The sequence below is a fragment of the Chitinophaga sp. 22308 genome, from assembly GCF_052045305.1.
In the GTDB taxonomy this organism is placed as follows: Bacteria; Bacteroidota; Bacteroidia; order Chitinophagales; family Chitinophagaceae; genus Chitinophaga; species Chitinophaga varians_A.
The window spans coordinates 458,940-479,731 of sequence record NZ_JBQEOP010000002.1 but is presented as its reverse complement, the minus strand read 5'-3'; the positions used below and the strand labels follow the sequence as shown (position 1 = coordinate 479,731).

Below are 20,792 nucleotides of genomic sequence, written 5' to 3'. Positions count from 1 at the left end.
GCATCGCGGAAGCGGTGCCTTTTTTGTTTGTGTTCTATAAGAACATCTTTACATGTTCCTTGCAGTTAGTCACTCCAATTAGCCCCGATTTATATAAAATACTATATAAAAACCACACATCATTCCCGGAAATTACATAACTTTAGCTACGATCTATTCCCTGCAGGACTCAAAATTTGACCATATTACCAGTAACAACCTATTGTACCCTTTCTGTTACTCCTCAAATGTTATCCAATGGATAAAGACAAATTTGGTTTCCAAAATCTAGCCAAGAAAGGCCTTGCTGTAATAGCGGCAGCGCTCAGCGCATTTTCGCAGACTAAAGGGGAATCCCTTCTTAATGACTATAAACCAGATGAAAATAAAAACATCAATTATGAAAACGTTCATAAAAATATTCTTAAACCCAAACTAATTCTTAAGTTGAACGTAATGAACCCTGAGAACAGTTTTGTGCTAATGCATAGTTCGCACAGTTCACACCGGTCTCATTCCTCTCATAGCTCACATAGTTCCCATAGTTCTCACTATTCCTCGTCGTATAGTTCCGGTAGTAGTTATACCCCCGCTACAACGCCTGTCTATACTCCATCATCTCCGGTTGAAAATATCACATCTTCAGGCAATTCAACAAGGATATCTTCTGGTCAGGGTGCCACAAATAAAAACGCTGTTACCAATACCAATTCATTTTATAGCCGAAATGCGGCATCACCTTCGATTCAAACATCCTCTAAAACCGGAAATACAGCCACTATCACCGATTCTCAGCATCTAAAGTTAGGTGACCGCCCTCTTTCCAAAGGTTGCGAAGGGACAGATGTCGAAATGCTGCAGCGGATATTACTGGTATTTAAAAAAGATTTGTACGTAACTGGCTACTTCGGACTTCAAACCGAAATCGCTGTTATTAAGTTTCAACAGGACAATGAGCTCAGGCCTAATGGTGTTGTTGATCACAAAACACTTAACTCTTTAATAAATAAAGTAAATGGAAGCGCTGCAAAGTGATAATGTATTAAAGGTGACTGTTGATGCAGATATGTATCCCGAGGTCGTATTATTAAAATGCCTTTATTGGTATAGTAATACTTTTGAAGTAGACGTTAGAAAATCATCCGCATTGCAGTATGAAATAACCTTAAAACCCCTTCGTCATTCAGATACAATGAACTGGGATGCTGTTGTGCTCAAACTCAAACAAGATCTCATAGATTTTAAGCTAAGGCAATATGTAACTGATGAAACTAAAGTTATCAGAGAACTTATCATAGCTAAGGCATTCGTTTATTATGATCAACAGGAAGATCCAGCATCAGAAATAAGTGATCCTGTGGGATTCGCTCCTCAATCAGTAAAAGCATGATACCTGCAAGCAGCAGTGCGTATAGTCAATCAAGAAAATTTAAAGAGATTTCCTACTATACCGCATCTTCCCAACGCTATTATCTACTACCATTCAAATTTCATCGCCTTTCTTTGGAAAAAGAAGTGATCGTAAATGAAATTGGAGATTTTCTTGTTATTCCAACGGGTACTACCAGCAGGATTGTTGCAGGAGAAATTAATCCGGATAACATCGCGGATCAGGAGTTGTTCGCTGATTTAATTGCCAACTTTTTCATATCATCCACCCCGCTTCCAGAGCTAATTGAAGTGCTGGCTACTCGTTATCGCACAAAAAAATCATTTCTCGACTATTTTACATCATTGCACATTTTTGTTATAAGTCTGCGATGTGAGCACACCTGTCATTACTGTCAGGTTTCAAGAGTGACTTCTGATAAAAACAAATATGATATGAAAAGAGTCCATATCGATGCAGGAATAGACATTATGATGAAATCTCCCAATCCCCATGTAACTATGGAATTTCAGGGAGGGGAAGCCTTATTGGCATTTGAAAATATCGTCTATGCGATTGAAAGAACAAAAGTTGAAGCAGAAAAACACAATAAGAAAGTTACTTATGTAATATGTACCAATCTTGCATTGCTTACGGATGAAATGATCCATTTCTTTTCCGAGAATAGTGTTTTGATCTCTACATCCCTAGATGGTCCAGCATTTATTCATAATAAAAATCGGCATAAACCACATGCAAGCAGCCATCAACTTGTAATTGAGGGCATCAGGAAATGTCGCGCGGCCTTGGGGGAAGAACGCGTTTCTGCATTAGTTACAACAACGGCACTTTCATTGGAACATCCTGAAGAAATTGTTGATGAATACGTTCGGCAAGGGTTTCGTAATATATTTCTCAGACCAATTAGTCCATATGGCTTTGCAACCAAAAGTACAGACAAAAATAAATATGAAACCGGAAGGTTTCTGGAGTTTTATAAAAAAGCGCTCACCAGAATCATTCAGTACAATCTAGACGGCTATTTTATCCGCGAAGATTATGCTGGCATTATTCTCAAAAAAATGCTTACCCCCTTTCCTGTTGGGTATGTCGATCTTCAATCGCCGGCCGGCCTTGTAAACAATGTAATAGTATTTAATTATGACGGCGACATCTATGCTTCTGACGAAGCCAGAATGCTTGCTGAGATGAATGATCAGACATTCAAGCTGGGTACACTTGGAGAAAGTACCTATGAGGAGGTATTTTATGGCAATAAAGTGTCAGCGCTAAGTGAAGTGATGATTAACGAATCTCTTCCCGGATGCTCTGAATGTGCCTTCCAGTCGTACTGTGGAGCCGATCCTATATTTAATCATGCAACCCAGGGTGATTTAGCAGGTCATAGGCCCACAAGTGCCTTCTGCCAAAGGAATATGGAGATAATCAGATATCTTATCTCTATTATGGATGAAGACAAAAAAACAGAAAAAATATTCAGAAGCTGGATAACAGGTAAAAGCTAATGTTACTAAAAACAAAAGGCATTCCGTCAGGGGTAAATATACCCATAGTAGGCAGGGTTACATTTAACCCGGAGAATAATGCTGAAATTTTAATTGTAGCTAATGCTATCCCAAAATATCTTGAGCGTTTCAGAGCAATTCTCTCGACCAGCGTTCAGTCTTATCCATTTGATAAACCTTACGTGCATTCGATTCCGGAAATTGGGCATTTATCAGAAGGGGATATCGTTGTTGTGAACACAGACGGAGTAATTAATACATTATACAGAATAAACTCCAATCATAATTTCCTATTATTTACAGAACGGTGCAACAGCAACTGCCTGATGTGCTCCCAACCACCCAAAAATAAAGATGATACAGATTATTTATTCGATGTCCATTCCCAAAGCATACCACTAATACCTAAAGACTGTTTCGAACTCGGAATTACCGGCGGCGAGCCGACACTTCTGGGGGAACGTTTTTTTAAACTATTGGAGCAAATTCAAATAGAACTACCAAACACAGAAATACATTGTCTAACGAATGGCCGCTCATTCGCCTGGCCTGCGCTTTCCGAGAAATTAGGAGCAATGTCATTTTCGCGACTCATGTTGGGCATTCCTTTATATTCAGATTTCTATGTACAACATGATTATATTGTTCAAGCTAAAGGGGCTTTTAATCAAACTGTGCAAGGTTTATATAATCTCGCTAAACACAATATCCGACTTGAAATAAGAATAGTACTACATAAGCAAACGATTCCACGCCTCCTGAAACTCGCCAAGTTTATCTATAAAAATTTGCCTTTTGTGGAACATGTAGCATTTATGGGGCTAGAGCACCAGGGCTATACGCCTCATAACATAGAAAAACTTTGGATAGATCCAAATGACTATGGAAACGAACTTGCAGAGGCTATAACCTACTTATCAGACTTCGGTATAAATACATCTCTTTATAACGCCCAACTTTGCACAACCCCCCAAAGAATATGGCAATTCACCAGAAAATCAATTTCTGACTGGAAGAATATATTTCATGCTGAATGTGATAAATGTCTAATGAAACAAGAGTGTGGCGGATTCTTTGCTTCAAGTATGGCCAAACGCAGCACTGCAATTAAACCCTTTACTGCCAACTCTCTACAATAGAGATTATTTAAAGATAATTATCGGCAGGGTCAACGAAATAATTGTTTTAATAGGACGAATCAATAATAGTCAATCTATTTTATCACGCAAGCGTCATTAGAGAACTTTCCCACCGGTACACCGGAGAAATCTTAAAGGCGCCGCTTCCATGGCGCCTTTAACAACTGCCCTATACCATTTACCCTCCAACCTCAATACTCCCCACTCCGTTTTCAAGCGCCGCCTCTGGCCCTATAACCGCCTGCCCTTCGGCCCTGAAAACGCCTGCTACCTCGATTCCTATGACCGATAGAAAAGAACGTACATATGGTTCCGTGAAATCGTAGGCTTTCAGGTCACCTTCCGAATAAACTCCGCCGGAGGAAGTCACTATATATCCCTGTTTACCTTTTAACAACCCTTCCGGCAGCAAGCCATTTCCGGTATACTTAAATGTTATTCCGGCCCTTGTAATATGGTCGAAATAGGCTTTCAGCGTGGAAGTAATAGTGAAGTTGTACATCGGGGTTTCTACCACAAGGATATCAGCGTCCATTAGTTCCTGAATGGCATCCTCTGAATACCTGATGTCATAAAGCTGTTCGGCGGTGCGGTTTTCCGCCGGGGTAAAAAACGAATTGATATGAGATTCATTGAGGTGGGGAGGCGGATTTTTAGCCAGGTCCCGCACTGTCACGCTGCTGCCTGTATATTTTTCTTTTATCTTTTCCACCACAGCATTCCCTAATTTCCTGCTGACAGAAGCATCTGTTCTCGGGCTTGTAATAATGTGCAATATTTTTTTCATTTCTCTTACTGTTTGATGCATCAAAACTACCTACATTCGCTAAGGAAAGGTCCGTAGTAAACAAAAGGTTAGTAGTAACCTGTATGTTATTTAATCCTATAAGCACATGAAAAAAACAGACTTCAAACAAACTGAATGTGCCGCCCGGCTGGCTTCGGTGGAAGATGCCATGTATGTACTGGGAGGCAAATGGAAGCTCCGTATCATTACGGCCCTGGTGACCGGCCACTACCGCTTCAACGAGTTGCAGCGGGTCATCACAGGAATTTCAGCCAGGGTATTGTCAGCAGAACTGAAATCACTGGAGTTGAACGGGTTGGTGAAAAGAGAAGTAAAAGCCGACCGGACACCAGCGGTAGTGGAATACCTGCCGACCGAATATGGCATGACTGTAAAAGAAGTGGTTTCCGTGTTGGGAAACTGGGGATTAACACATAAACAAAGGATTACCGGAAAATATGCAACACCTGTCATTAAAAAGGTTTCATAAAAGACTTCTTACATCAATCCCAGTTTCTTCATCGCCTTTATTCCATCTTTGCTGTTGGGATTAAGTTCCAGCGACTTTCTGTACATCCTTATGGCATCTTCCCGGTGCCCGGCTTCCAACAATGCTTCGCCATAACTGTCATAGGTGTTGAAATCAGCCGGTTGCAGGAAGGTATTCAGTTTAAATGTTTCCAACGACCACTGCAAATGCTCCCCGGCTTTGGACCCGTAAAGGAAATCATATCCCAGGAAGTTCATTTCCCTTGGATCAAAATAATAGTTGACACTATCTGCCTTGCAAAGATGCAACATGCAGGCAGCATGGTCAGCTCCGCTTGTCATCAATGCTCTCGCATATTCGCGGACAGCGGACTTCTTCAACGATAAGGGAATGCCCGGTTTGCCGTTCAGCAGGTAAAAACAGGAGGTTACGTTGGCGCCGAAAGAGCTGTTGCCATTCATGTAGGCCACGATCACCTGTCTGGTGCTGAGGTTATGATAGTAGAAAGTGGCCAGGCCAAATTTAAACCCTCCATGCCCTACTCCCTTTCCGTATCCCGGCATGCTAAATATCTCCCAGCCCAGGCCGTATTGTCCTGTGCCATCACCCAGCATAGTGTCCATGTGTTCTTCATACGTTTTTCCATTGTTTAGCCTAACCGGGGTGATTGCTTCTTCAACGGTAGTACGTAACAACAGCTTCCCACTAAAAAAAGCATTATCGAATTTCAGCATATCGTCTGTTGTCGTGATGATATTGGAAGACCCGATACTGCCGCTATTGTTATATTCAGTGTACCGGTAACGCGCCACTTTATCTGCCTGCGACCAGGCTGTATCATAATAGGTTGGCTTCACCTGTTGTTTTACGGCTAAAGGGTCGTCCATACTGTTTACGCTGCGTACATAAGTATTTTTCATCCCTGCCGGTCTGAAAACATATTTTTCCAGGTACACCGGATAATCAAGTCCCGAGACCTTTTCGATGATCAAAGCCAGCAGATTGAAGTTGGTGTTGCAATACCTGAACTCATCGCCCGGTTTGAAATACAACCCTTTTTGCCATTGTTTTAACAAAGGCAATACAGCAATGTTAGTGATGATTGTATCAGGGTGCTGTTTCACGACTTCTTCAAACAGTTCCAGGTTAGGTAACCCTGAAGTATGTGTCAATAGATGACGCAGGGTAATACCAGGGAAAGGAAAATCAGGAAGATACCGGCGCACTTCGTCATCCAGCTTTAGTTTGCCTTTATCTTTCAACTGGAGAATGGCAGTGGAAGTAAACACTTTAGAAACAGAGGCCAGGTTAAAACGCGATTGCTCCGTATTCTGCCGTTGTTGGGCGTAATCCGCATATCCCCCGGAAAAGGCATACACCTTATGACCATTTTCCGCCAGGGTGATATTGCCGTCGTACAGCTCATGAGCAGCAAGGGTATCAAAGTAGTTTTTAAACGTGACATCCCGGTTCTGAGCCATAGCACCGAAAGATATAAGGCAAATTGTGCCGATAATGATTGATCGCATAATGTATGTGTTAGAAGACAGCACAATAGTATAATTTCCTGTTAGCTCATCTTCTGCGATGGGATGAACAGGGCAAATCTGTGACGAAATGCATGTTTTGAGGTTTCGTTATATTATCAAGCTGTAACTTTCAGCAGGTCCCTTACAGGGCACATTTTAAAAACTGGCGTCTGGGGAAAATAACAATGGCATCGCTTTCACGATGCCATTATTATTTATTCATTTCTGGCGATGAAGCTTTAATTTTAATAGAGAACGTCTCTTAGATAGCCACCTTAACTTTGGGTTTAACAATTGTCTCTTCATGCTTACGAAGGGACCTGTCATTTTTTAACTCTATTGCTTTTTGTTGGGCTAAGACGCCATACCAAAGATCTGCAGGGAAATTATAATTAGAATGAATCTCCAGACGCATCAGAATTGTATCATTAGGTTCTCTTTGATTATGTATAAATTGGCTAAGCAGCGATGGCTTAATATTTATTTCCTGCGCAAAAGTTTTTCCATTTAACTCCAAACTTTTCATATAGAGCGCGAGAAAGAAACCGAATCTATACTCGGAATGCTCTCCCTTTAAAAATTCATTAATTTGAAACTTCAGTTGTAAAAATCGCAACTTTAATTTCTCTTCGTTTGATACTTTCCCCTTAGTATTCTGACGAAACTTACCAAATGCAGCTAAAGTCTCATTTCTTTGTTCACCAGTCACAGACGGGGATTCAAAGGAAATGTCCTCATCCGTCCACATTTTTTTTCTCCTGGAATTTTTTGGTTCCATATTATCTCTATTTATCCGCATATTCTTTAACTAGTTCGATTGAATTGGCTGTATCAGACACCATTCTTTCACCCATAACTCCTCCTATCTTTCCAATATACTGAAACCCGTACTTGCTATGGAAAAGCGAAGCTTTCTTACTTTTTGCAGTTAAAACCAGATAACCATCGTGATGGTACTCCTGGGACAATAACACAGCATATGCAAGCAAACACCCTCCAATTCTCCCAAATCCATTTTCACCACGATTATCCTTGCTGATTTCAATTACATTGATCTCTAAAACATCGTAACGGGGATCAGGATGATCAATTACATGCATTAAACCTAAAATTTCACCCGTCTCATCTAGACACAGCTTGTATATATCTTCTCCTTTATATTTATTCCAATCAAAATCAAACTTCTTGCCTCTTTTGATCATGGAAAAATCTTTGCTACCAATCTTCTCAACCCTAACATTACATTTCTTTCCGGTTTGCTTATTTTCTACATACATTCACCAATTGGTTTATTTAAATAGCTTTCCAAATTTACAGATTTTGTTAATATTTACAAAATCTGTAAATAATCATTACCGTTTCAACCTCTCCTAAATCTCGCGTAAAGACCGCCATTAACAAAAACCGGCTAATTTTCCAGGTGCGCTGGCCATGCAATGAGACTTTCGTATTTTTATCGGCATGAAACACCCCTTTCAATGCATCGACTGGAGCACCATCGCTCCTACCACACACCCCGGCACTACCGGCGAAGCCTTATGGCAAACCCTGCAACTGCCTGGCTTACGTATACGCATCGTGACCTACTCACCCGGCTACCTGGCTGATCATTGGTGCAAAAAAGGACATATCGTTCATTGCCTGGAAGGCAGTTTTGTCAGCGAAATGGACAGTGGGGAAGAATTTGTACTGCAACAGGGTATGACTTACGTCGTTTCCGATGAACTGAGCAATCATCGGTCCAAAACAGCATCAGGGGTTAAACTGTTGATTGTGGACGGGAATTTTCTGCAATAATCTGCGGCAGCCGGTATTGGCATAACCTGCTGCCACAAAACACAAAAGGACATCTCGTTTTTATTTCTTCAACACCTCTTCCAATTCCACTACCTTGTAATTTGCATCCAGATCGATAAAATGCTTGAACACGGCCGCATGTCCTGCGCCAACAATCACCATCACCCGTTCGTCATTGGCTTCCGTCAGTTTCTGCACCAGGGAATACATGTGCAGGTTTCTTCTATACCAGGCATTCACCACGTCCGCTCCTGTAAAGTCGTCCAAAGCACCGCCTTTGTTTAACAGGGTGATGTAAAATCCGAGATTGATATTGCGCATGCTTGCCTTATTCTCTTCCAGCAACATTTGTGTCAGGGTCAGTTTCTTCATGAGCCCGTTGGTCAACTCACCGAATTCTTTTATCTGTTTATCAATGGTAGCCTGGAGATCGGTTTGTCCCGCTTTTTTGATGGCCATCTGCAAACTATCGTAACGCCAGTCCATCGGGCAATCTATGGCATGTATCTTTGGCAGTCCGGCCTTTTTACCTGCTCTGAAACCCAGCTGAAATATCTCATTTTGTGCATAAAAAGCATTCTTGGGAAATTTCTGACGGACGTAATCAAAATAGGAATCCTTCAGATAGAGGTTGTACAAGGTATCCAGCCCCAGCTGATCATTGTATTCCCACTCTACAAATATTTTCGTGGGCTTAAATTTTTTGATGTGGTCAGTGATAAGCTCCAGCTCCTGCTGGGACTTTTTACTCATGACGTCAAACGTCTCTAATTTCGTCAGATCGGCACCGGGATTGTTAAAATGGAATACCCCTACTAAAAGTACCTCCTTTTGATGCTGGGCCTGGACACTGTTGGTGAGAGCAAGCACTGCTGCGACAAGGGCTATGTACAACTTCTTCATAATCCTGTTTTTTAGAACAAAGAAATGGAAATGATAGTCATTAAAATTGTACAAATGTAAACTACCTAAAAAACGAACCACACGTTCTCTTTCCCTGTATCTACTTTGCCGAAAAAGTCGGAAGGTGTGAAATGGGTGAAGCCCCGGAAATCACGAATAAAATGAGACTGGTCGTAGAACTGCGCGAGATACGACAACTGTGTGAGGTTACCGGATTTCTGTTTTTCCGAGATAGCATTTCTGAAACGGTGTATTTTCCTGAACTCAGAGGGAGATTTCCCTATGTGTTGGATAAAAATCCTGTTGAGGTATTGCCTCGATATCTTATGCTTTGCTGCAATGTCATTAATTTTCAGATCCGACTGAACATCGGCGATGAGTTGTTCCGCCAGGGAAAAATCGTGGTATTTCAGTTTTGACAGCCAATAGTCTTCCAGTTTTCTGATTTGGGCATCTCTGCCCGGGGTATTAAATATCTCAGCCATTTTTTCCTGGTAATCAGCAAAAGGATTGAAGCTGACAATATCTGCTCTGAACATCTCCTGTAAGTCGTCCACAAATTGATTTAATCCCAGTGGCTTGAAATAAATCGTTATTTCATCTGTAACGGCATGCTGGATTATCTCAATAGGACGCACATACCGGCTTACCAGACTGGATGCGATGTTATTTTGCCGGGAAGCAGCAACAACAATTTTATTTTCTTCCAACATCAGATCAGTATGCTGATACACGGCAGCAATACAGTAGTTATTGGGGAAAGTCCAGTATTTTATCACTTCTGAGATAGCTTTTTTATCAATAAAATAAAAGCCTTCCATGTATTGCTTTAATATCTCACTGGACGGTTTGTAAAACTGAACTTCCATTTATTGTATATTTTTCAATGAATGCCGAAGCTCCAGGAATTTCTCTTTTGGCATCATACCGTTGATGGCGATAGTGCCATCTTCCCCGATACGCACCTCGACTTTATTTTTGATGGTATGCAGGTTGTTTTCCAAATGCTGATACCGTGCTGTCTGAAAAAAGATACGCTGATTGGAAGAACCCACCCATGGCCGCTCGAAGCTGGTCAGGGCCTTTACGTAAGGCCCATCCACAAAAATATCACAAAGCGCGATGATAGCGGCTTTATGCGGGCAACCGCTTTCCAGGATGGTTTCTTTCGTATAGCCGCTGAAAAGCATCAGCGATAGTCCGGATGCTTTTACCGCCTGTAAAAAAGGCAATAGCGCCGCTGCCTGGTCCATGGGCTCGCCGCCTAATACAGTGAGGCCTTCAATATCCGGTGTTTCGGCGAGTATTTGCAGTAAGGTTGATGGATCTGTCGCCTTCCCCTTGTTTTTGTCCCAGGTATGCGGCACCATACAGTCCTCACACCTGACAGAACAACCCTGTACCCAAAGGCAGGCCCGGAGCCCTGGCCCTTCCGCGGCTGTTACCGGTATGAACGCATTGATATATAGCTGTTCCATTAACTTAAAATTCAATCACCCTTCCGCCTCCTCTTTTCGGCGCATCGAAATTTACGTTGCTCCTGATCCTGTCTACCTGTTCGGAAGAAAGCTCCATCCGTTTTTTCAGGTCATTTATGTCTGTGAAGTTGCCGCCGGTCTTTCTCTCTGAAATAATCGTTTTTGCCAGTATCCGGTTGATGCCGCGCAGCTGCATCAGCTCCTCTTCCCCGGAGGTGTTTACATTTACTATAAATGTCGCGGTGGATTCCTGTGGCAACGGTGGCGGCTGAAATGAAGCAGGAGATACAACCGGTTCCCCTGACGACTGCCGGTTGAATGACTGGCCCATCGTGTCTTTAGCAACGCCGGCGTTATTACCGTTTGACACCCGGGCAGGACCGGCAAATAAATTAGCACCATTGCTGATACATCCGACGGCGGCGATGACATAGCCAATCAATGCCAGCCCGCTCGCGATATCATCTGTAAGTCCATGCGGCGCGGTCAGGTACTCACCGATGAAATTCCGGATATAATCTTCCACCTGGTGGTCCGTTGCCAGCACCTCCATATCGAAAGTCAGGTCATATTTGTCTTTTCCTGTGGTGACTTTCACTTTATTAAGGTAATGCCCATAGAGGCACTGGCTCAACTGATGAAAAGCCGCCCCGGCTTTTCCGGTTAACTTGCTCTGTTGTGCAGCTGCCAGCAGGGGTTTGTTTTCGGGGTCCTGCTGTATCAACTCATCGGCCGTATTTTTTAAGACCTGTTGCAGGTTGGATTCCATTTCAACGGAATCCATCATTATATCCTGTTTCACGGCCACTGTCTGCAGGTTCTTTTCGAAAGCCGCCGGGAAGGCGGTCCTGACGGGCTTCTCCCTGTGGGCGGAAACGTTCAGCAGCACAATTATCCCCAATGTTACACCGGAGATAATACTATAGATGGCCACCCAGCGCTTCTTTTTCAGTTTATACGCCATGATGATAGCAGCCACAGTGTTTATAAACGGGACAATACCGGTAATGACGCCCAGCAACACGCCCCATAGTCGTTTTAAAGACATACTAGAGATTATTTGAAAGATGTGACCGGTCGTCTGTTTTAACCTCTTGCTCGTAATACCCGGCCGTCAGGGTCTCATTTATGATTTTCCCTTCGATGAGTTGTTCGATCAATTTTTCGTAATCCTTACAGGACGGACCTTTCACACCGTTTATTTCAGCGGTTACATTTCCGTCTTTATCTATTGAGATGATCAGTTTGCCTTCAGTAGACATCAGCCATTCAAATTAAATGTTAATACGATAGACTGGTTCTTCTGAACAGTTTCTTGTTCCAACACCAGTCCTTTTTCTTCCGCTTTTGTTTTTATGGTATTGTAGACGTAGTCCTGCACCATGCCCCTGTATTCAGCCTCCATATCTCTCACCAGTGTTCTTACTGCGTCTCCTTCCATGGACTTAAAATACTGTATTTCGTAAAAACCGGTACTGCTCATCCGGAATACAAGTTGATGGCCGGATATCTCGGTTTCAAGAGCATTGTCCCTATCATTGATGGTGGCGTTATATAACTTCGCCAGGGTATTCCTGAGCAGCGCTTCACTCTTCATTTTTGTCTGAACAGAGAAGGTTGATTTTCTATGGGCTGCCAGGCTCTGCATGACTTCCTCCAATGTGATCCGGGGTCTTATATCATATCTTACGCTCATGGTTGTAAATTTTAGAATTCTATGCTGCGGCCGCCTCGCGAAGCCTCTTCATCCGGCTTTTCAGGATCATTGTTCACCGCCGGGGCATTAGGTATTTTATGGCTGACAGAAGTAGCGGATACCGCCCGGACATTCGCCCATTCCCTGATGGCGCGGATCTTCTCCGATTGGGTGACCACCAGCGGAACAGTATTTTCGATGGCGGTAATAAAATCGTCCATGGTGATGGCCCTGTTTTCAGAGAATGCTTCAAACAGGCCACTGATCACCACCTGTTCAATTTCCGCTCCCGTAAAACCTTCTGTTCTTTCTACCAATGGATCGATGAAACTGTCATCCAGTTTCAGGTTGCCCAGTACTTCAGGATGTGTCAGCCGTTTCTTTAAGTGAATATCTATAATGATTTTTCTTTCTGCCCTGGTGGGAAGATCAACAAAAAATATCTCATCAAAACGGCCTTTACGCATCAGCTCCGGTGGCAGGAAATCGATATTATTGGCGGTAGCCACCACAAACACAAACTTCTCTTTCTCCTGCATCCAGGTGAGGAACGTTCCGAACAGGCGGGTAGCCGTACCACTGTCACCGGAGGAGCCTACGCCTGAAAACGCTTTTTCTATCTCATCGATCCACAGCACACAGGGCGCCATCGATTCTGCCGTTTGAATGACCGTACGCATGTTACGCTCACTGCTGCCGACAAGGCCGCTGAATACTGCGCCCATGTCCAGTCTCAGCAGGGGCACGTTCCAGGAGGTGCTGACGGTTTTTGCCGTCAAACTTTTACCACAGCCAGGCAAACCGGTGATCAGGACACCGCGGGGCGCCGGGATATTATATTTCCGGGCTTGCTCAGACCAGCTGTCAGCGCGTTTTTCCAGCCACTTCTTCAGGTTCTCCAATCCGCCGATGTCTTCCATCTTCAGTTTGGGCATGCTAAATTCCAGCAGGCCGTTGCGGTGAATGATCTGCTTCTTTTCTTCCGCGATGGTGCTGATATCATGCACGTCCAATATTCCGTCATTCACCATGGACAAGGCAAAGGCATTTTCCGCTTCATTGAGGGTAAGTCCGCAGGCCGCCTCACATAAGCGGGCCACTGCATTGTTGGCATTCAGGTCGAAACGCAGGCGTTGGTTCTGTCTGTTCTGCTCCACCAGGTTGAGCAATACCTGCTGGATCTCGTCTGCCGTCGGGAGCGCGAACTCTTTGATCAGTATCTCTTTCTGCAGCGCATCGGGAATAAATTTATCATGACCAGTGATGATGACCGTCTTCAGCCAGTCGCCTTCTTTAATGCGCCAAACCAGGTCTTTTAACTTACGGATAATATTCTGCTCACAGTTGGGACTGGCCAGTTGTGCGTACATGTCTTTCAGAATGAGCACGCCGTCTTCCTCCAGTTCATCTGCAAACTCCAACGCACGCATAGGTGTTTTCACATCCCCTTTCTCAGGCCTGTTGTTTTTGACATAACCATCCACAACGGTCCATTCCCATACCGGTCTCGGTTTACTAAACAGGGCAGTATCCTGTAACATTGTTTTTACGGTGTCAACAAATCGCTTCTCTTCCCAGGTAACAACATAGATGATAGGAAAGCGCGCTTTAATCAGGGCCGCAAGTTCTTTCGTAAAATCAGTAGCAGGCATATCGGTTTAATTAGTTACTACAAACAATCCACAGGCAAGGATATTTTGTTATCACCCTTATAGCGTCGAAAATATCCGGGTAAATATATATCATTTTCGCCCAATTCCTATACCAGGGGGATTTCCAGCCGTCCTATGGCTGGTTTTGGCCGTATATTCATACAGGTGGTAACGGCGCCGGATATATGTCAGTTAAAAATTATTTTACCGAACGTTGCGCCAGACCATCCCGGCTCTGAAAGGCGTGACAAATGCTGCATGTACCTGTTCATAAAAAAACGGGTTACAGCAACTGTAACCCGTTTTCCTGTTATGGTAAAATATATTATTACATCTGCTTGCCCCACGCATCGAATTTTTTTCCTTGCATGGTGTATATCCTCGATGCGCCTTCTCCGTCGGTATCATTATCAGAGGAAGGTGCGAACGGCACTACCACAGCACCGGAAGTATTGATCAGCGCCACTTCTTCCGCATCATTGTTCGTACGGATGACCTGCGAAAGGCCCAGGTTGAAGTCTGTGGCCATTTTGTATTCAAACGGAATGGCCACCTTGCCCTGTGGGTCCAGGAAGCCGTATTTACCATCCGCATTGGTCACCATAGCGAGGCCCTCACTAAATGGCCGCATGTTGTAATAACCTTTCAGATTAATCACTTTAACGCCCTGTGGATTGATAAAGTAGCTGTTGCCCCCTTTGTCAGTTACCAGCAACAACCCGTTGGTGAACACACCGGAGGTCACATACGGGCCGGCCACAGCTTTGCCGGTTTGATCGTAGATAGTGGTAACGCCAGCCAGCGGGCCGTCTTCTTCTGATTTATTGGCGAATATCAGCTTAGTGGCAGGATCGATGGTGATGTCCACAAACTCCATCGGCAGTACCATTTGCCCGGCGGCGTTCATCACACCAAATATTCTGTCGTTGATCCTGTTGGGAGAAGCTTTCACGAGGTCAGCCGACAGGGTTTCCACATGTTCTTTAATGGGCACCAGCTGTTTGGCGGCTGTGTCCAGCCGGTAATACTGATACGCGGGCGCTTTGCCGTTGGCAAAGAACCAGGGCGTGATCTGGCGCAGCTCTTCATAGTTGTACGGAATAGCTATTTTGCCTGTGACGGCGGATATAAATCCAAATTTATCGCTGCCGGTCTCTGCTACCATCATCAAGCCGGTATGGTTAGGCTCCAGGTTGCGCAAGACCAGGGTTTTCTTTCCTTCTTTGGTGCCGTCCTGGATATGCACTTTGATCCTGGCAACGTTCCCTTTGAAGTAGGCGTCCACGTAGCCTTTGTCTACATCGTCAAAAGGTGTTTCAGACGGCATCTTGTCCAGGATATCTTTCTGCAGGGCGGCTATGTCTTTATAGGCGCCCTTTTCCAGGTTCTTCAACAGCCCTTCCACGACCTTCCTGTAGTCTTTCAGCATGCCTGCGATGTTCTCACCGCCTTCCGGCGCTCTGAGATAACTGGTGCGGTCCAGCTGTTTACCATCTTTATTAAATGCTTCTACTTCGAGGTAACCTTTATAGGCTTCCTTTTCCAGAGAAACACGGACGAAGTTGTCCTGAATGCGCTCCAGTTTCACGGGCGTACCTTTAAAGTCGCCCCTGTCATGTTTATCATCCAGCTGAATAACAGCGGTTTTCACCGGATAGCTGTAGGTGGCCTCTGCCAGAACGCTATCGATCGTTTTCAGGGAATTTACCCGGTGAGACTCACTCAGGTCGAGCTTCTCAGATTGTTTGCTTCCGTCGTGGAAGTATATTTCCTTCGTAATAAAAACAGGTGTTTCAGTTGCGCTTCTCCTCATAGAAGGACCGTCCGGTTCCAGCTGGCTGTAGCCGTTGCCATACTTCTGGTTGAAGCCTGCATCGCTGAGGGCGAGCTGATAGGCCGCTTCCATCCGGGCCGGGTCCGTGATAGAAAAAGGCGAGCCTTCCTTTTCGTCTTCCGGTTTAAAGTGCTGCGGTTTATCTTCGTTCTTGAAATTGCCCATGAATTTGATGAAAGCGCCTACTTTCTCATTTTCCTCTTCCAGCTGTGCTTTCGCTTCTGCCAGGCTTTTGCCGTCTAATTGTTTTACAAAGTCTGCTACAAACTGCGACGGCTGGTGACTTTTACAGGCCTGCACTGCCAGCATAACTGCTACGCATGTACTAAATCGGTTGGTGGATTTCCTCATTGATCGTTATTAATAATTAAATATTGGGGAATTGGATATAACAAACCCTTACGGGGGCGAAAAATAGTAAAAAAATGCTAACTGCCAAAAAAGCAACCACTTAGGCTTTCCTCATTATGTGCAGGAATGCGCTAACATTATGCCGTCGCCGGTATCATTTCTTACCTGCGTTTTTATGCAGAAACAGCCGGACAGGGAAAAGTTTTTCCTTGTCCGGCCTTACGGCCGTTAGATTCCCGCGAGGGAAAAATTTATCTGCATAAAAAAAGCCGGGGGATACCCGGCCTTTATTTACGCTGTAATTTATACTGCCATTTATACGGCAAGATATTCCTCCAGAACACTCTTCACATCATTGGCAACAGCGTTCGCGTCTCTGCTCTCAATTCTGAATTTCGGCAGGAAATAAATCAACTCCTTGTCCTTGAAAAGCGCGATAGATGGTGATGAAGGAGGAATGTCCGGTATGTAATTACGGAAACGCGCGGTAGCTTCCACGTCCTGACCGGCAAAAACCGTCACTACACGGTCCGGCTTTTTAATACTGTTGTCTTCCATAATTATCCTGATAGCAGGGCGGGCTACACCGGCAGCGCAACCGCAGACACTGTTGATGATCACCAGTGTTGTTCCATCCTGGGCCATCGCTTTGTCTACATCCGCCGGCGTAAGCATTTCCTTTACGCCCAGGTCGGTCAGCTCATCTTTAAATGGCTTAATTAATAAAGGGGAATAAGGCATGATAATGTATTTGAGGGTTAGAAATGGGTAATCATATCACACTTTATAACACCACAACTTTTCAAAATGTTACCGGCAGATACAGCTTTTTCTGACAGAGGCAGCTTTAAAAACCATTTAATACATTGAAAACCAGCAGCAAAAAGCATCTTACAAAAACCGTTTGGCTTTTATCTGGCGAATTGTATACTTTCGCAGGCACAATCAGTTCTTACTTTATTTCTTATCAGCCGGAGAGGTTTTACTTCACGTAAATTAATAGGGAATTGTGTGTAAATCACAAGCTGTCCCGCAACTGTAAGTAACTTAAAGGTTTTGCCACAATGATGTCCACTGCCGCAAGGTGGGAAGGACGGCAAAATGTTACAAGCCAGGAGACCTGCCTAACCGGATTTGACAATGCTTTCGCGGACTGAAGTGATGTCGGATGATTTTCTCTGTGTACCTATGGGCATCCTGTGCCCTGCAGGGAGATCGTTTATGCTTCTCCGTCATTCCTCTTCCGCGAAACATCGTGAAATTCAGCAAAGAACTTTTAATTGATTTCATCATTTTAAAAGTTTCAGATGCGCACACACAATCTTGGCTACCCGAGGATAGGCAGCCGGCGTGAACTCAAAAAATCCTGCGAAGCTTACTGGGCAGGCAAACAGACACTGTCTGAATTATTAACCACAGGGCACGGTATTCGCCAAAAGAACTGGCAGCTTCAACAGGATGCCGGTATTGACCTCGTCCCATGCAACGACTTTTCCTTTTATGACCAGGTGCTGGACATGAGCCTGATGCTGGGCGCTATTCCAACGCGTTACATCCCCCTGATCACCGAACGGCAATTGTCCGCCACTGACCTGATGTTTGCCATGGCAAGGGGTTATCAGCAGGACGGTTACGACATCACTGCCATGGAGATGACCAAATGGTTTGATACCAACTACCACTACATCGTCCCGGAATTCACGGCAGCACAGCAATTTGCACTCTTTTCCGAAAAAGCCATCGATGAGTTTAAAGAGGCCAGGCAGCAGCAGATCAATGCCAAACCGGTATTGCTCGGTCCTGTTTCATACCTGCTACTGGGCAAGGAAAAAGAACAACACTTCTCCCGCATTGAACTGATAGACCGGTTGCTGCCGGTGTATATGCAGATCATTGGTAAACTGTATGATGCCGGCGCACGGACCATCCAGCTGGACGAGCCCTGCCTTTCCCTCAATCTGGCAGAAAAAGAAAGACAGGTGTTCAGCAGTGCCTATCACAACATAAAAGCGGCTTTCCCCGACCTGCATATCATATTGGCAAGCTATTTTGAATGTTATGGTGATAATCTTCCTACAGTCCTTCAACTGCCTGTTGACATCCTGCACCTGGACCTGGTGAGATGTCCGAGCCAACTGGGGGATATCCTTGCGTCCCCGTTACTGTCCGATACGATGCAGCTGTCACTGGGACTGGTAGACGGAAGGAATATCTGGATCAATGATTACCGTCATTCCCTATCACTGATATCGCAAGCCAGCAGTAAACTCGGGGCCGACAGGATATGGATCGCCCCTTCCTGTTCCCTGCTGCACTCCCCTTGTGACCTCAGCCTGGAGAGCCAGGAAAACACGCTGACGCCTGAAGTCAAACAATGGCTGGCCTTCGCCAAACAGAAAATCGAGGAAGTGGTAACATTACAGCAATTGGCCTCCGCATCACCGGCAGCAGCCGCAAAAGCCGGGCTGGAAGCAAATATCAGGGCTATAGAAAGCAGGAAAACATCTCCCCTGGTCCACGACCACAACGTAAAACAACGCACCGCTAAAATAACAGATGCCGATGCCCGCCGGCAGCACATCTTTGCAGAACGCAGGATACAGCAGCGGGCTGCGTTAAAACTGCCGCTGTTTCCCACCACCACTATCGGCTCTTTCCCACAGACCAAAGAAATACGCACCTGGCGGGCCGCACTAAAAAAACAGGAAATCACCCCGGAGCAGTACGATGCCCTGCTGAAAACAGAGACCGAGAAAGCTATCCGCTGGCAGGAAGAAATTGGCATCGATGTGCTGGTACATGGTGAATTTGAGCGCAACGATATGGTGGAATACTTCGGAGAGCAGCTGTCTGGCTTCGTTTTCACAGAGAACGGCTGGGTGCAGAGTTATGGCTCCCGCTGTGTGAAACCACCGATCATTTATGGTGACGTGCACCGCGAAACACCCATGACCGTGTACTGGTCCAGCTACGCCCAGTCACTGACCCACAAACTGGTGAAAGGCATGCTGACCGGCCCGGTGACCATTCTTCAATGGAGCTTTGTCCGCAATGACCAGCCCCGCAGTGAAACCTGCACACAGATTGCCTTAGCGATCAGGGATGAGGTGACAGACCTGGAAAAAGCCGGCATCAGGGTGATACAGATCGATGAACCGGCCATCCGCGAAGGACTGCCGTTGAGAAAAGAAAACTGGCAGGAGTATCTACAGTGGGCCGTGCGCGCGTTTCGTATAGCCGCCAGCGGTGTAAAAGACGAAACACAGGTGCATACGCATATGTGTTATTCAGAGTTCAACGATATCATTCAACATATTGCCGATATGGATGCCGACGTGATCACCATCGAGTGTTCCCGTTCGCAGATGGAGCTGCTGGACGCATTTGCCGCCTTCCGCTATCCAAACGAGATCGGGCCCGGCGTATATGACATCCACTCACCGCGGGTGCCCGCTGTAGATGAAATGACCGCGCTCATGGAAAAAGCCAGGGCTGTTATCCCGGCAGACCAGCTGTGGGTAAACCCCGACTGCGGACTAAAGACGCGTCACTGGGACGAAACGCGAAAAGCGCTGATTGCCATGGTGGCCACGGCGCACGAGCTGCGCAAAACAGTAACAGCAGCAGTGTAACTTATGTTTTCATTTACTACCAGCTAACAACAAAGGACCGCTTTAGAGTGGTCCTTTTGTTTGCGCTACACCGGACTCAGCATTCATGCAACCAGTCGGAAACAACCCGAAAAAGGTCGCAAAATACCACCCTTATGGATAACCTGATGGGCTATCTTTGAAGCTCGTTCAACAAAAAACATTTACCTTAAATCCATTAGTTATGAAACCAAAAAAAATCTGGGCCAACTTTGGCGTTCAGGATTTAGACCGTACCACAGCCTTCTATAAAGAACTTGGCTTTAAACACAATGGCGCATCAGATCAACTGACCAGCTTCTTCTTCGGCGATGACAATTTTGTGATCCATTTCTTTTTGAAGGATGTACTGGAACCTGCCATGAAGGGACCGATCATTGACACCAAAGCAGGGAATGAAATTATATTCACCATTTCCGCTGGTAGCAGAGACGAGGTAGACAGCTGGGAAAAAGAAATACGGCAGGCCGGCGGCACCATTGTCTCCCCGCCGGAAGCATTTGGCCAGGGTTATTACGGTTTCGTGTTTGCCGACCCTGATGGTCATAAATTCAATGTGTTCCTCATGTAGGCGGCTATGCTACAGTGTTTCTCCCGGATTCTTTACCCGGG

21 protein-coding genes and 1 riboswitch are annotated in these 20,792 nt (G+C 45.0%); of the genes, 8 read left to right on the top strand and 13 right to left on the bottom strand.

The genetic code is table 11. From position 1 onward, the window contains the following. Positions 1-237: 237 nt before the first annotated feature. The 4 genes from ACTJJS_RS08605 to hxsC are packed head-to-tail and all read left to right on the top strand — an operon-like array spanning position 238 to position 4,013. Entirely contained in the window at positions 238-1,014 is a 777-nt protein-coding gene (locus ACTJJS_RS08605) for a peptidoglycan-binding domain-containing protein (protein ID WP_440663355.1), read from the top strand. Beyond that, a complete protein-coding gene (gene hxsD, locus ACTJJS_RS08600) occupies positions 995-1,369 on the top strand; it encodes a His-Xaa-Ser system protein HxsD (RefSeq protein ID WP_440663354.1) in 375 nt (124 codons plus the stop codon). Before ACTJJS_RS08605 ends, hxsD begins: the two co-directional genes overlap by 20 nt. Further along, positions 1,366-2,874: a His-Xaa-Ser system radical SAM maturase HxsB gene (gene hxsB / locus ACTJJS_RS08595; protein ID WP_440663353.1), complete on the top strand. Its 1,509-nt coding sequence runs from the start codon at positions 1,366-1,368 to the stop codon at positions 2,872-2,874. Before hxsD ends, hxsB begins: the two co-directional genes overlap by 4 nt. Next, entirely contained in the window at positions 2,874-4,013 is a 1,140-nt protein-coding gene (gene hxsC / locus ACTJJS_RS08590) for a His-Xaa-Ser system radical SAM maturase HxsC (protein ID WP_440663352.1), read from the top strand. Before hxsB ends, hxsC begins: the two co-directional genes overlap by 1 nt. A 178-nt stretch (positions 4,014-4,191) precedes the next feature. Here the strand turns inward: hxsC and ACTJJS_RS08585 are convergent, their stop codons facing one another. Further along, entirely contained in the window at positions 4,192-4,800 is a 609-nt protein-coding gene (locus ACTJJS_RS08585) for an FMN-dependent NADH-azoreductase (protein WP_440663351.1), read from the bottom strand. 106 nt (positions 4,801-4,906) lie between these two features. Between ACTJJS_RS08585 and ACTJJS_RS08580 the strand changes: the two genes are divergently transcribed. Then, on the top strand, positions 4,907-5,290 hold the full coding sequence (locus ACTJJS_RS08580) for a winged helix-turn-helix transcriptional regulator (RefSeq protein ID WP_168872528.1): 384 nt from the start codon (positions 4,907-4,909) through the stop codon (positions 5,288-5,290). 8 nt (positions 5,291-5,298) lie between these two features. On the opposite strand, the gene ACTJJS_RS08575 is transcribed toward ACTJJS_RS08580, so the two are convergent. The 3 genes from ACTJJS_RS08575 to ACTJJS_RS08565 all read right to left on the bottom strand — a co-directional run bounded on the left by ACTJJS_RS08575 (position 5,299) and on the right by ACTJJS_RS08565 (position 8,096). Then, positions 5,299-6,771, bottom strand: coding sequence for a serine hydrolase (locus tag ACTJJS_RS08575; protein WP_440663350.1), 1,473 nt, complete (start codon positions 6,769-6,771; stop codon positions 5,299-5,301). Between the two features lie 310 nt (positions 6,772-7,081). Further along, positions 7,082-7,597, bottom strand: a complete 516-nt coding sequence (locus ACTJJS_RS08570; RefSeq protein WP_440663349.1) for a hypothetical protein — start codon at positions 7,595-7,597, stop codon at positions 7,082-7,084. 7 nt (positions 7,598-7,604) lie between these two features. Continuing rightward, complete coding sequence (locus ACTJJS_RS08565) at positions 7,605-8,096, bottom strand: hypothetical protein (RefSeq protein WP_440663348.1); 492 nt, start codon at positions 8,094-8,096, stop codon at positions 7,605-7,607. 184 nt (positions 8,097-8,280) lie between these two features. On the opposite strand from ACTJJS_RS08565, the gene ACTJJS_RS08560 reads away from it, so the two are divergent. Next, positions 8,281-8,616: a DHCW motif cupin fold protein gene (locus tag ACTJJS_RS08560; protein WP_440663347.1), complete on the top strand. Its 336-nt coding sequence runs from the start codon at positions 8,281-8,283 to the stop codon at positions 8,614-8,616. A gap of 60 nt (positions 8,617-8,676) precedes the next feature. Here ACTJJS_RS08560 and ACTJJS_RS08555 read toward each other — a convergent pair whose 3' ends face one another. The 9 genes from ACTJJS_RS08555 to ACTJJS_RS08515 form a co-directional block, all read right to left on the bottom strand. Continuing rightward, on the bottom strand, positions 8,677-9,519 hold the full coding sequence (locus ACTJJS_RS08555; protein WP_440663346.1) for a DUF5694 domain-containing protein: 843 nt from the start codon (positions 9,517-9,519) through the stop codon (positions 8,677-8,679). Between the two features lie 65 nt (positions 9,520-9,584). Beyond that, positions 9,585-10,388 carry a helix-turn-helix domain-containing protein gene (locus tag ACTJJS_RS08550; protein ID WP_440663345.1) on the bottom strand — a complete coding sequence of 268 codons (804 nt, stop codon included), beginning with the start codon at positions 10,386-10,388 and terminating at the stop codon, positions 9,585-9,587. Continuing rightward, complete coding sequence (locus tag ACTJJS_RS08545) at positions 10,389-10,997, bottom strand: 4Fe-4S single cluster domain-containing protein (protein ID WP_440663344.1); 609 nt, start codon at positions 10,995-10,997, stop codon at positions 10,389-10,391. 4 nt (positions 10,998-11,001) lie between these two features. Beyond that, entirely contained in the window at positions 11,002-12,045 is a 1,044-nt protein-coding gene (locus tag ACTJJS_RS08540) for a ComEA family DNA-binding protein (protein ID WP_440663343.1), read from the bottom strand. Between the two features lies 1 nt (position 12,046). Further along, positions 12,047-12,259, bottom strand: a complete 213-nt coding sequence (locus tag ACTJJS_RS08535; protein ID WP_168872519.1) for a DUF2997 domain-containing protein — start codon at positions 12,257-12,259, stop codon at positions 12,047-12,049. Further along, positions 12,259-12,693: a hypothetical protein gene (locus ACTJJS_RS08530; protein WP_440663342.1), complete on the bottom strand. Its 435-nt coding sequence runs from the start codon at positions 12,691-12,693 to the stop codon at positions 12,259-12,261. Before ACTJJS_RS08530 ends, ACTJJS_RS08535 begins: the two co-directional genes overlap by 1 nt. A gap of 11 nt (positions 12,694-12,704) precedes the next feature. Next, entirely contained in the window at positions 12,705-14,345 is a 1,641-nt protein-coding gene (locus ACTJJS_RS08525) for an AAA family ATPase (RefSeq protein ID WP_440663341.1), read from the bottom strand. Between the two features lie 328 nt (positions 14,346-14,673). Next, positions 14,674-16,530 carry a WG repeat-containing protein gene (locus tag ACTJJS_RS08520; RefSeq protein WP_440663340.1) on the bottom strand — a complete coding sequence of 619 codons (1,857 nt, stop codon included), beginning with the start codon at positions 16,528-16,530 and terminating at the stop codon, positions 14,674-14,676. Between the two features lie 315 nt (positions 16,531-16,845). Next, positions 16,846-17,271, bottom strand: a complete 426-nt coding sequence (locus ACTJJS_RS08515) for a BrxA/BrxB family bacilliredoxin (RefSeq protein WP_440663339.1) — start codon at positions 17,269-17,271, stop codon at positions 16,846-16,848. Between the two features lie 219 nt (positions 17,272-17,490). Further along, positions 17,491-17,672: riboswitch (cobalamin riboswitch) on the top strand. Positions 17,673-17,837: 165 nt separating this feature from the next. On the opposite strand from ACTJJS_RS08515, the gene metE reads away from it, so the two are divergent. Both metE and ACTJJS_RS08505 read left to right on the top strand, forming a co-directional pair. Then, positions 17,838-20,162 carry a 5-methyltetrahydropteroyltriglutamate--homocysteine S-methyltransferase gene (gene metE, locus ACTJJS_RS08510; RefSeq protein WP_440663338.1) on the top strand — a complete coding sequence of 775 codons (2,325 nt, stop codon included), beginning with the start codon at positions 17,838-17,840 and terminating at the stop codon, positions 20,160-20,162. Positions 20,163-20,364: 202 nt separating this feature from the next. Continuing rightward, entirely contained in the window at positions 20,365-20,751 is a 387-nt protein-coding gene (locus tag ACTJJS_RS08505) for a VOC family protein (protein ID WP_168872513.1), read from the top strand. Positions 20,752-20,792: the final 41 nt, after the last annotated feature.

Bases quoted from the DNA above. Each gene is read 5' to 3' on its own strand.
- ACTJJS_RS08605 (WP_440663355.1), top strand. From the start codon at position 238: ATGGATAAAGACAAATTTGGTTTCCAAAATCTAGCCAAGAAAGGCCTT.
- hxsD (WP_440663354.1), top strand. From the start codon at position 995: ATGGAAGCGCTGCAAAGTGATAATGTATTAAAGGTGACTGTTGATGCA.
- hxsB (WP_440663353.1), top strand. From the start codon at position 1,366: ATGATACCTGCAAGCAGCAGTGCGTATAGTCAATCAAGAAAATTTAAA.
- hxsC (WP_440663352.1), top strand. From the start codon at position 2,874: ATGTTACTAAAAACAAAAGGCATTCCGTCAGGGGTAAATATACCCATA.
- ACTJJS_RS08585 (WP_440663351.1), bottom strand. From the start codon at position 4,800: ATGAAAAAAATATTGCACATTATTACAAGCCCGAGAACAGATGCTTCT.
- ACTJJS_RS08580 (WP_168872528.1), top strand. From the start codon at position 4,907: ATGAAAAAAACAGACTTCAAACAAACTGAATGTGCCGCCCGGCTGGCT.
- ACTJJS_RS08575 (WP_440663350.1), bottom strand. From the start codon at position 6,771: ATGGCTCAGAACCGGGATGTCACGTTTAAAAACTACTTTGATACCCTT.
- ACTJJS_RS08570 (WP_440663349.1), bottom strand. From the start codon at position 7,597: ATGGAACCAAAAAATTCCAGGAGAAAAAAAATGTGGACGGATGAGGAC.
- ACTJJS_RS08565 (WP_440663348.1), bottom strand. From the start codon at position 8,096: ATGTATGTAGAAAATAAGCAAACCGGAAAGAAATGTAATGTTAGGGTT.
- ACTJJS_RS08560 (WP_440663347.1), top strand. From the start codon at position 8,281: ATGAAACACCCCTTTCAATGCATCGACTGGAGCACCATCGCTCCTACC.
- ACTJJS_RS08555 (WP_440663346.1), bottom strand. From the start codon at position 9,519: ATGAAGAAGTTGTACATAGCCCTTGTCGCAGCAGTGCTTGCTCTCACC.
- ACTJJS_RS08550 (WP_440663345.1), bottom strand. From the start codon at position 10,388: ATGGAAGTTCAGTTTTACAAACCGTCCAGTGAGATATTAAAGCAATAC.
- ACTJJS_RS08545 (WP_440663344.1), bottom strand. From the start codon at position 10,997: ATGGAACAGCTATATATCAATGCGTTCATACCGGTAACAGCCGCGGAA.
- ACTJJS_RS08540 (WP_440663343.1), bottom strand. From the start codon at position 12,045: ATGTCTTTAAAACGACTATGGGGCGTGTTGCTGGGCGTCATTACCGGT.
- ACTJJS_RS08535 (WP_168872519.1), bottom strand. From the start codon at position 12,259: ATGTCTACTGAAGGCAAACTGATCATCTCAATAGATAAAGACGGAAAT.
- ACTJJS_RS08530 (WP_440663342.1), bottom strand. From the start codon at position 12,693: ATGAGCGTAAGATATGATATAAGACCCCGGATCACATTGGAGGAAGTC.
- ACTJJS_RS08525 (WP_440663341.1), bottom strand. From the start codon at position 14,345: ATGCCTGCTACTGATTTTACGAAAGAACTTGCGGCCCTGATTAAAGCG.
- ACTJJS_RS08520 (WP_440663340.1), bottom strand. From the start codon at position 16,530: ATGAGGAAATCCACCAACCGATTTAGTACATGCGTAGCAGTTATGCTG.
- ACTJJS_RS08515 (WP_440663339.1), bottom strand. From the start codon at position 17,271: ATGCCTTATTCCCCTTTATTAATTAAGCCATTTAAAGATGAGCTGACC.
- metE (WP_440663338.1), top strand. From the start codon at position 17,838: ATGCGCACACACAATCTTGGCTACCCGAGGATAGGCAGCCGGCGTGAA.
- ACTJJS_RS08505 (WP_168872513.1), top strand. From the start codon at position 20,365: ATGAAACCAAAAAAAATCTGGGCCAACTTTGGCGTTCAGGATTTAGAC.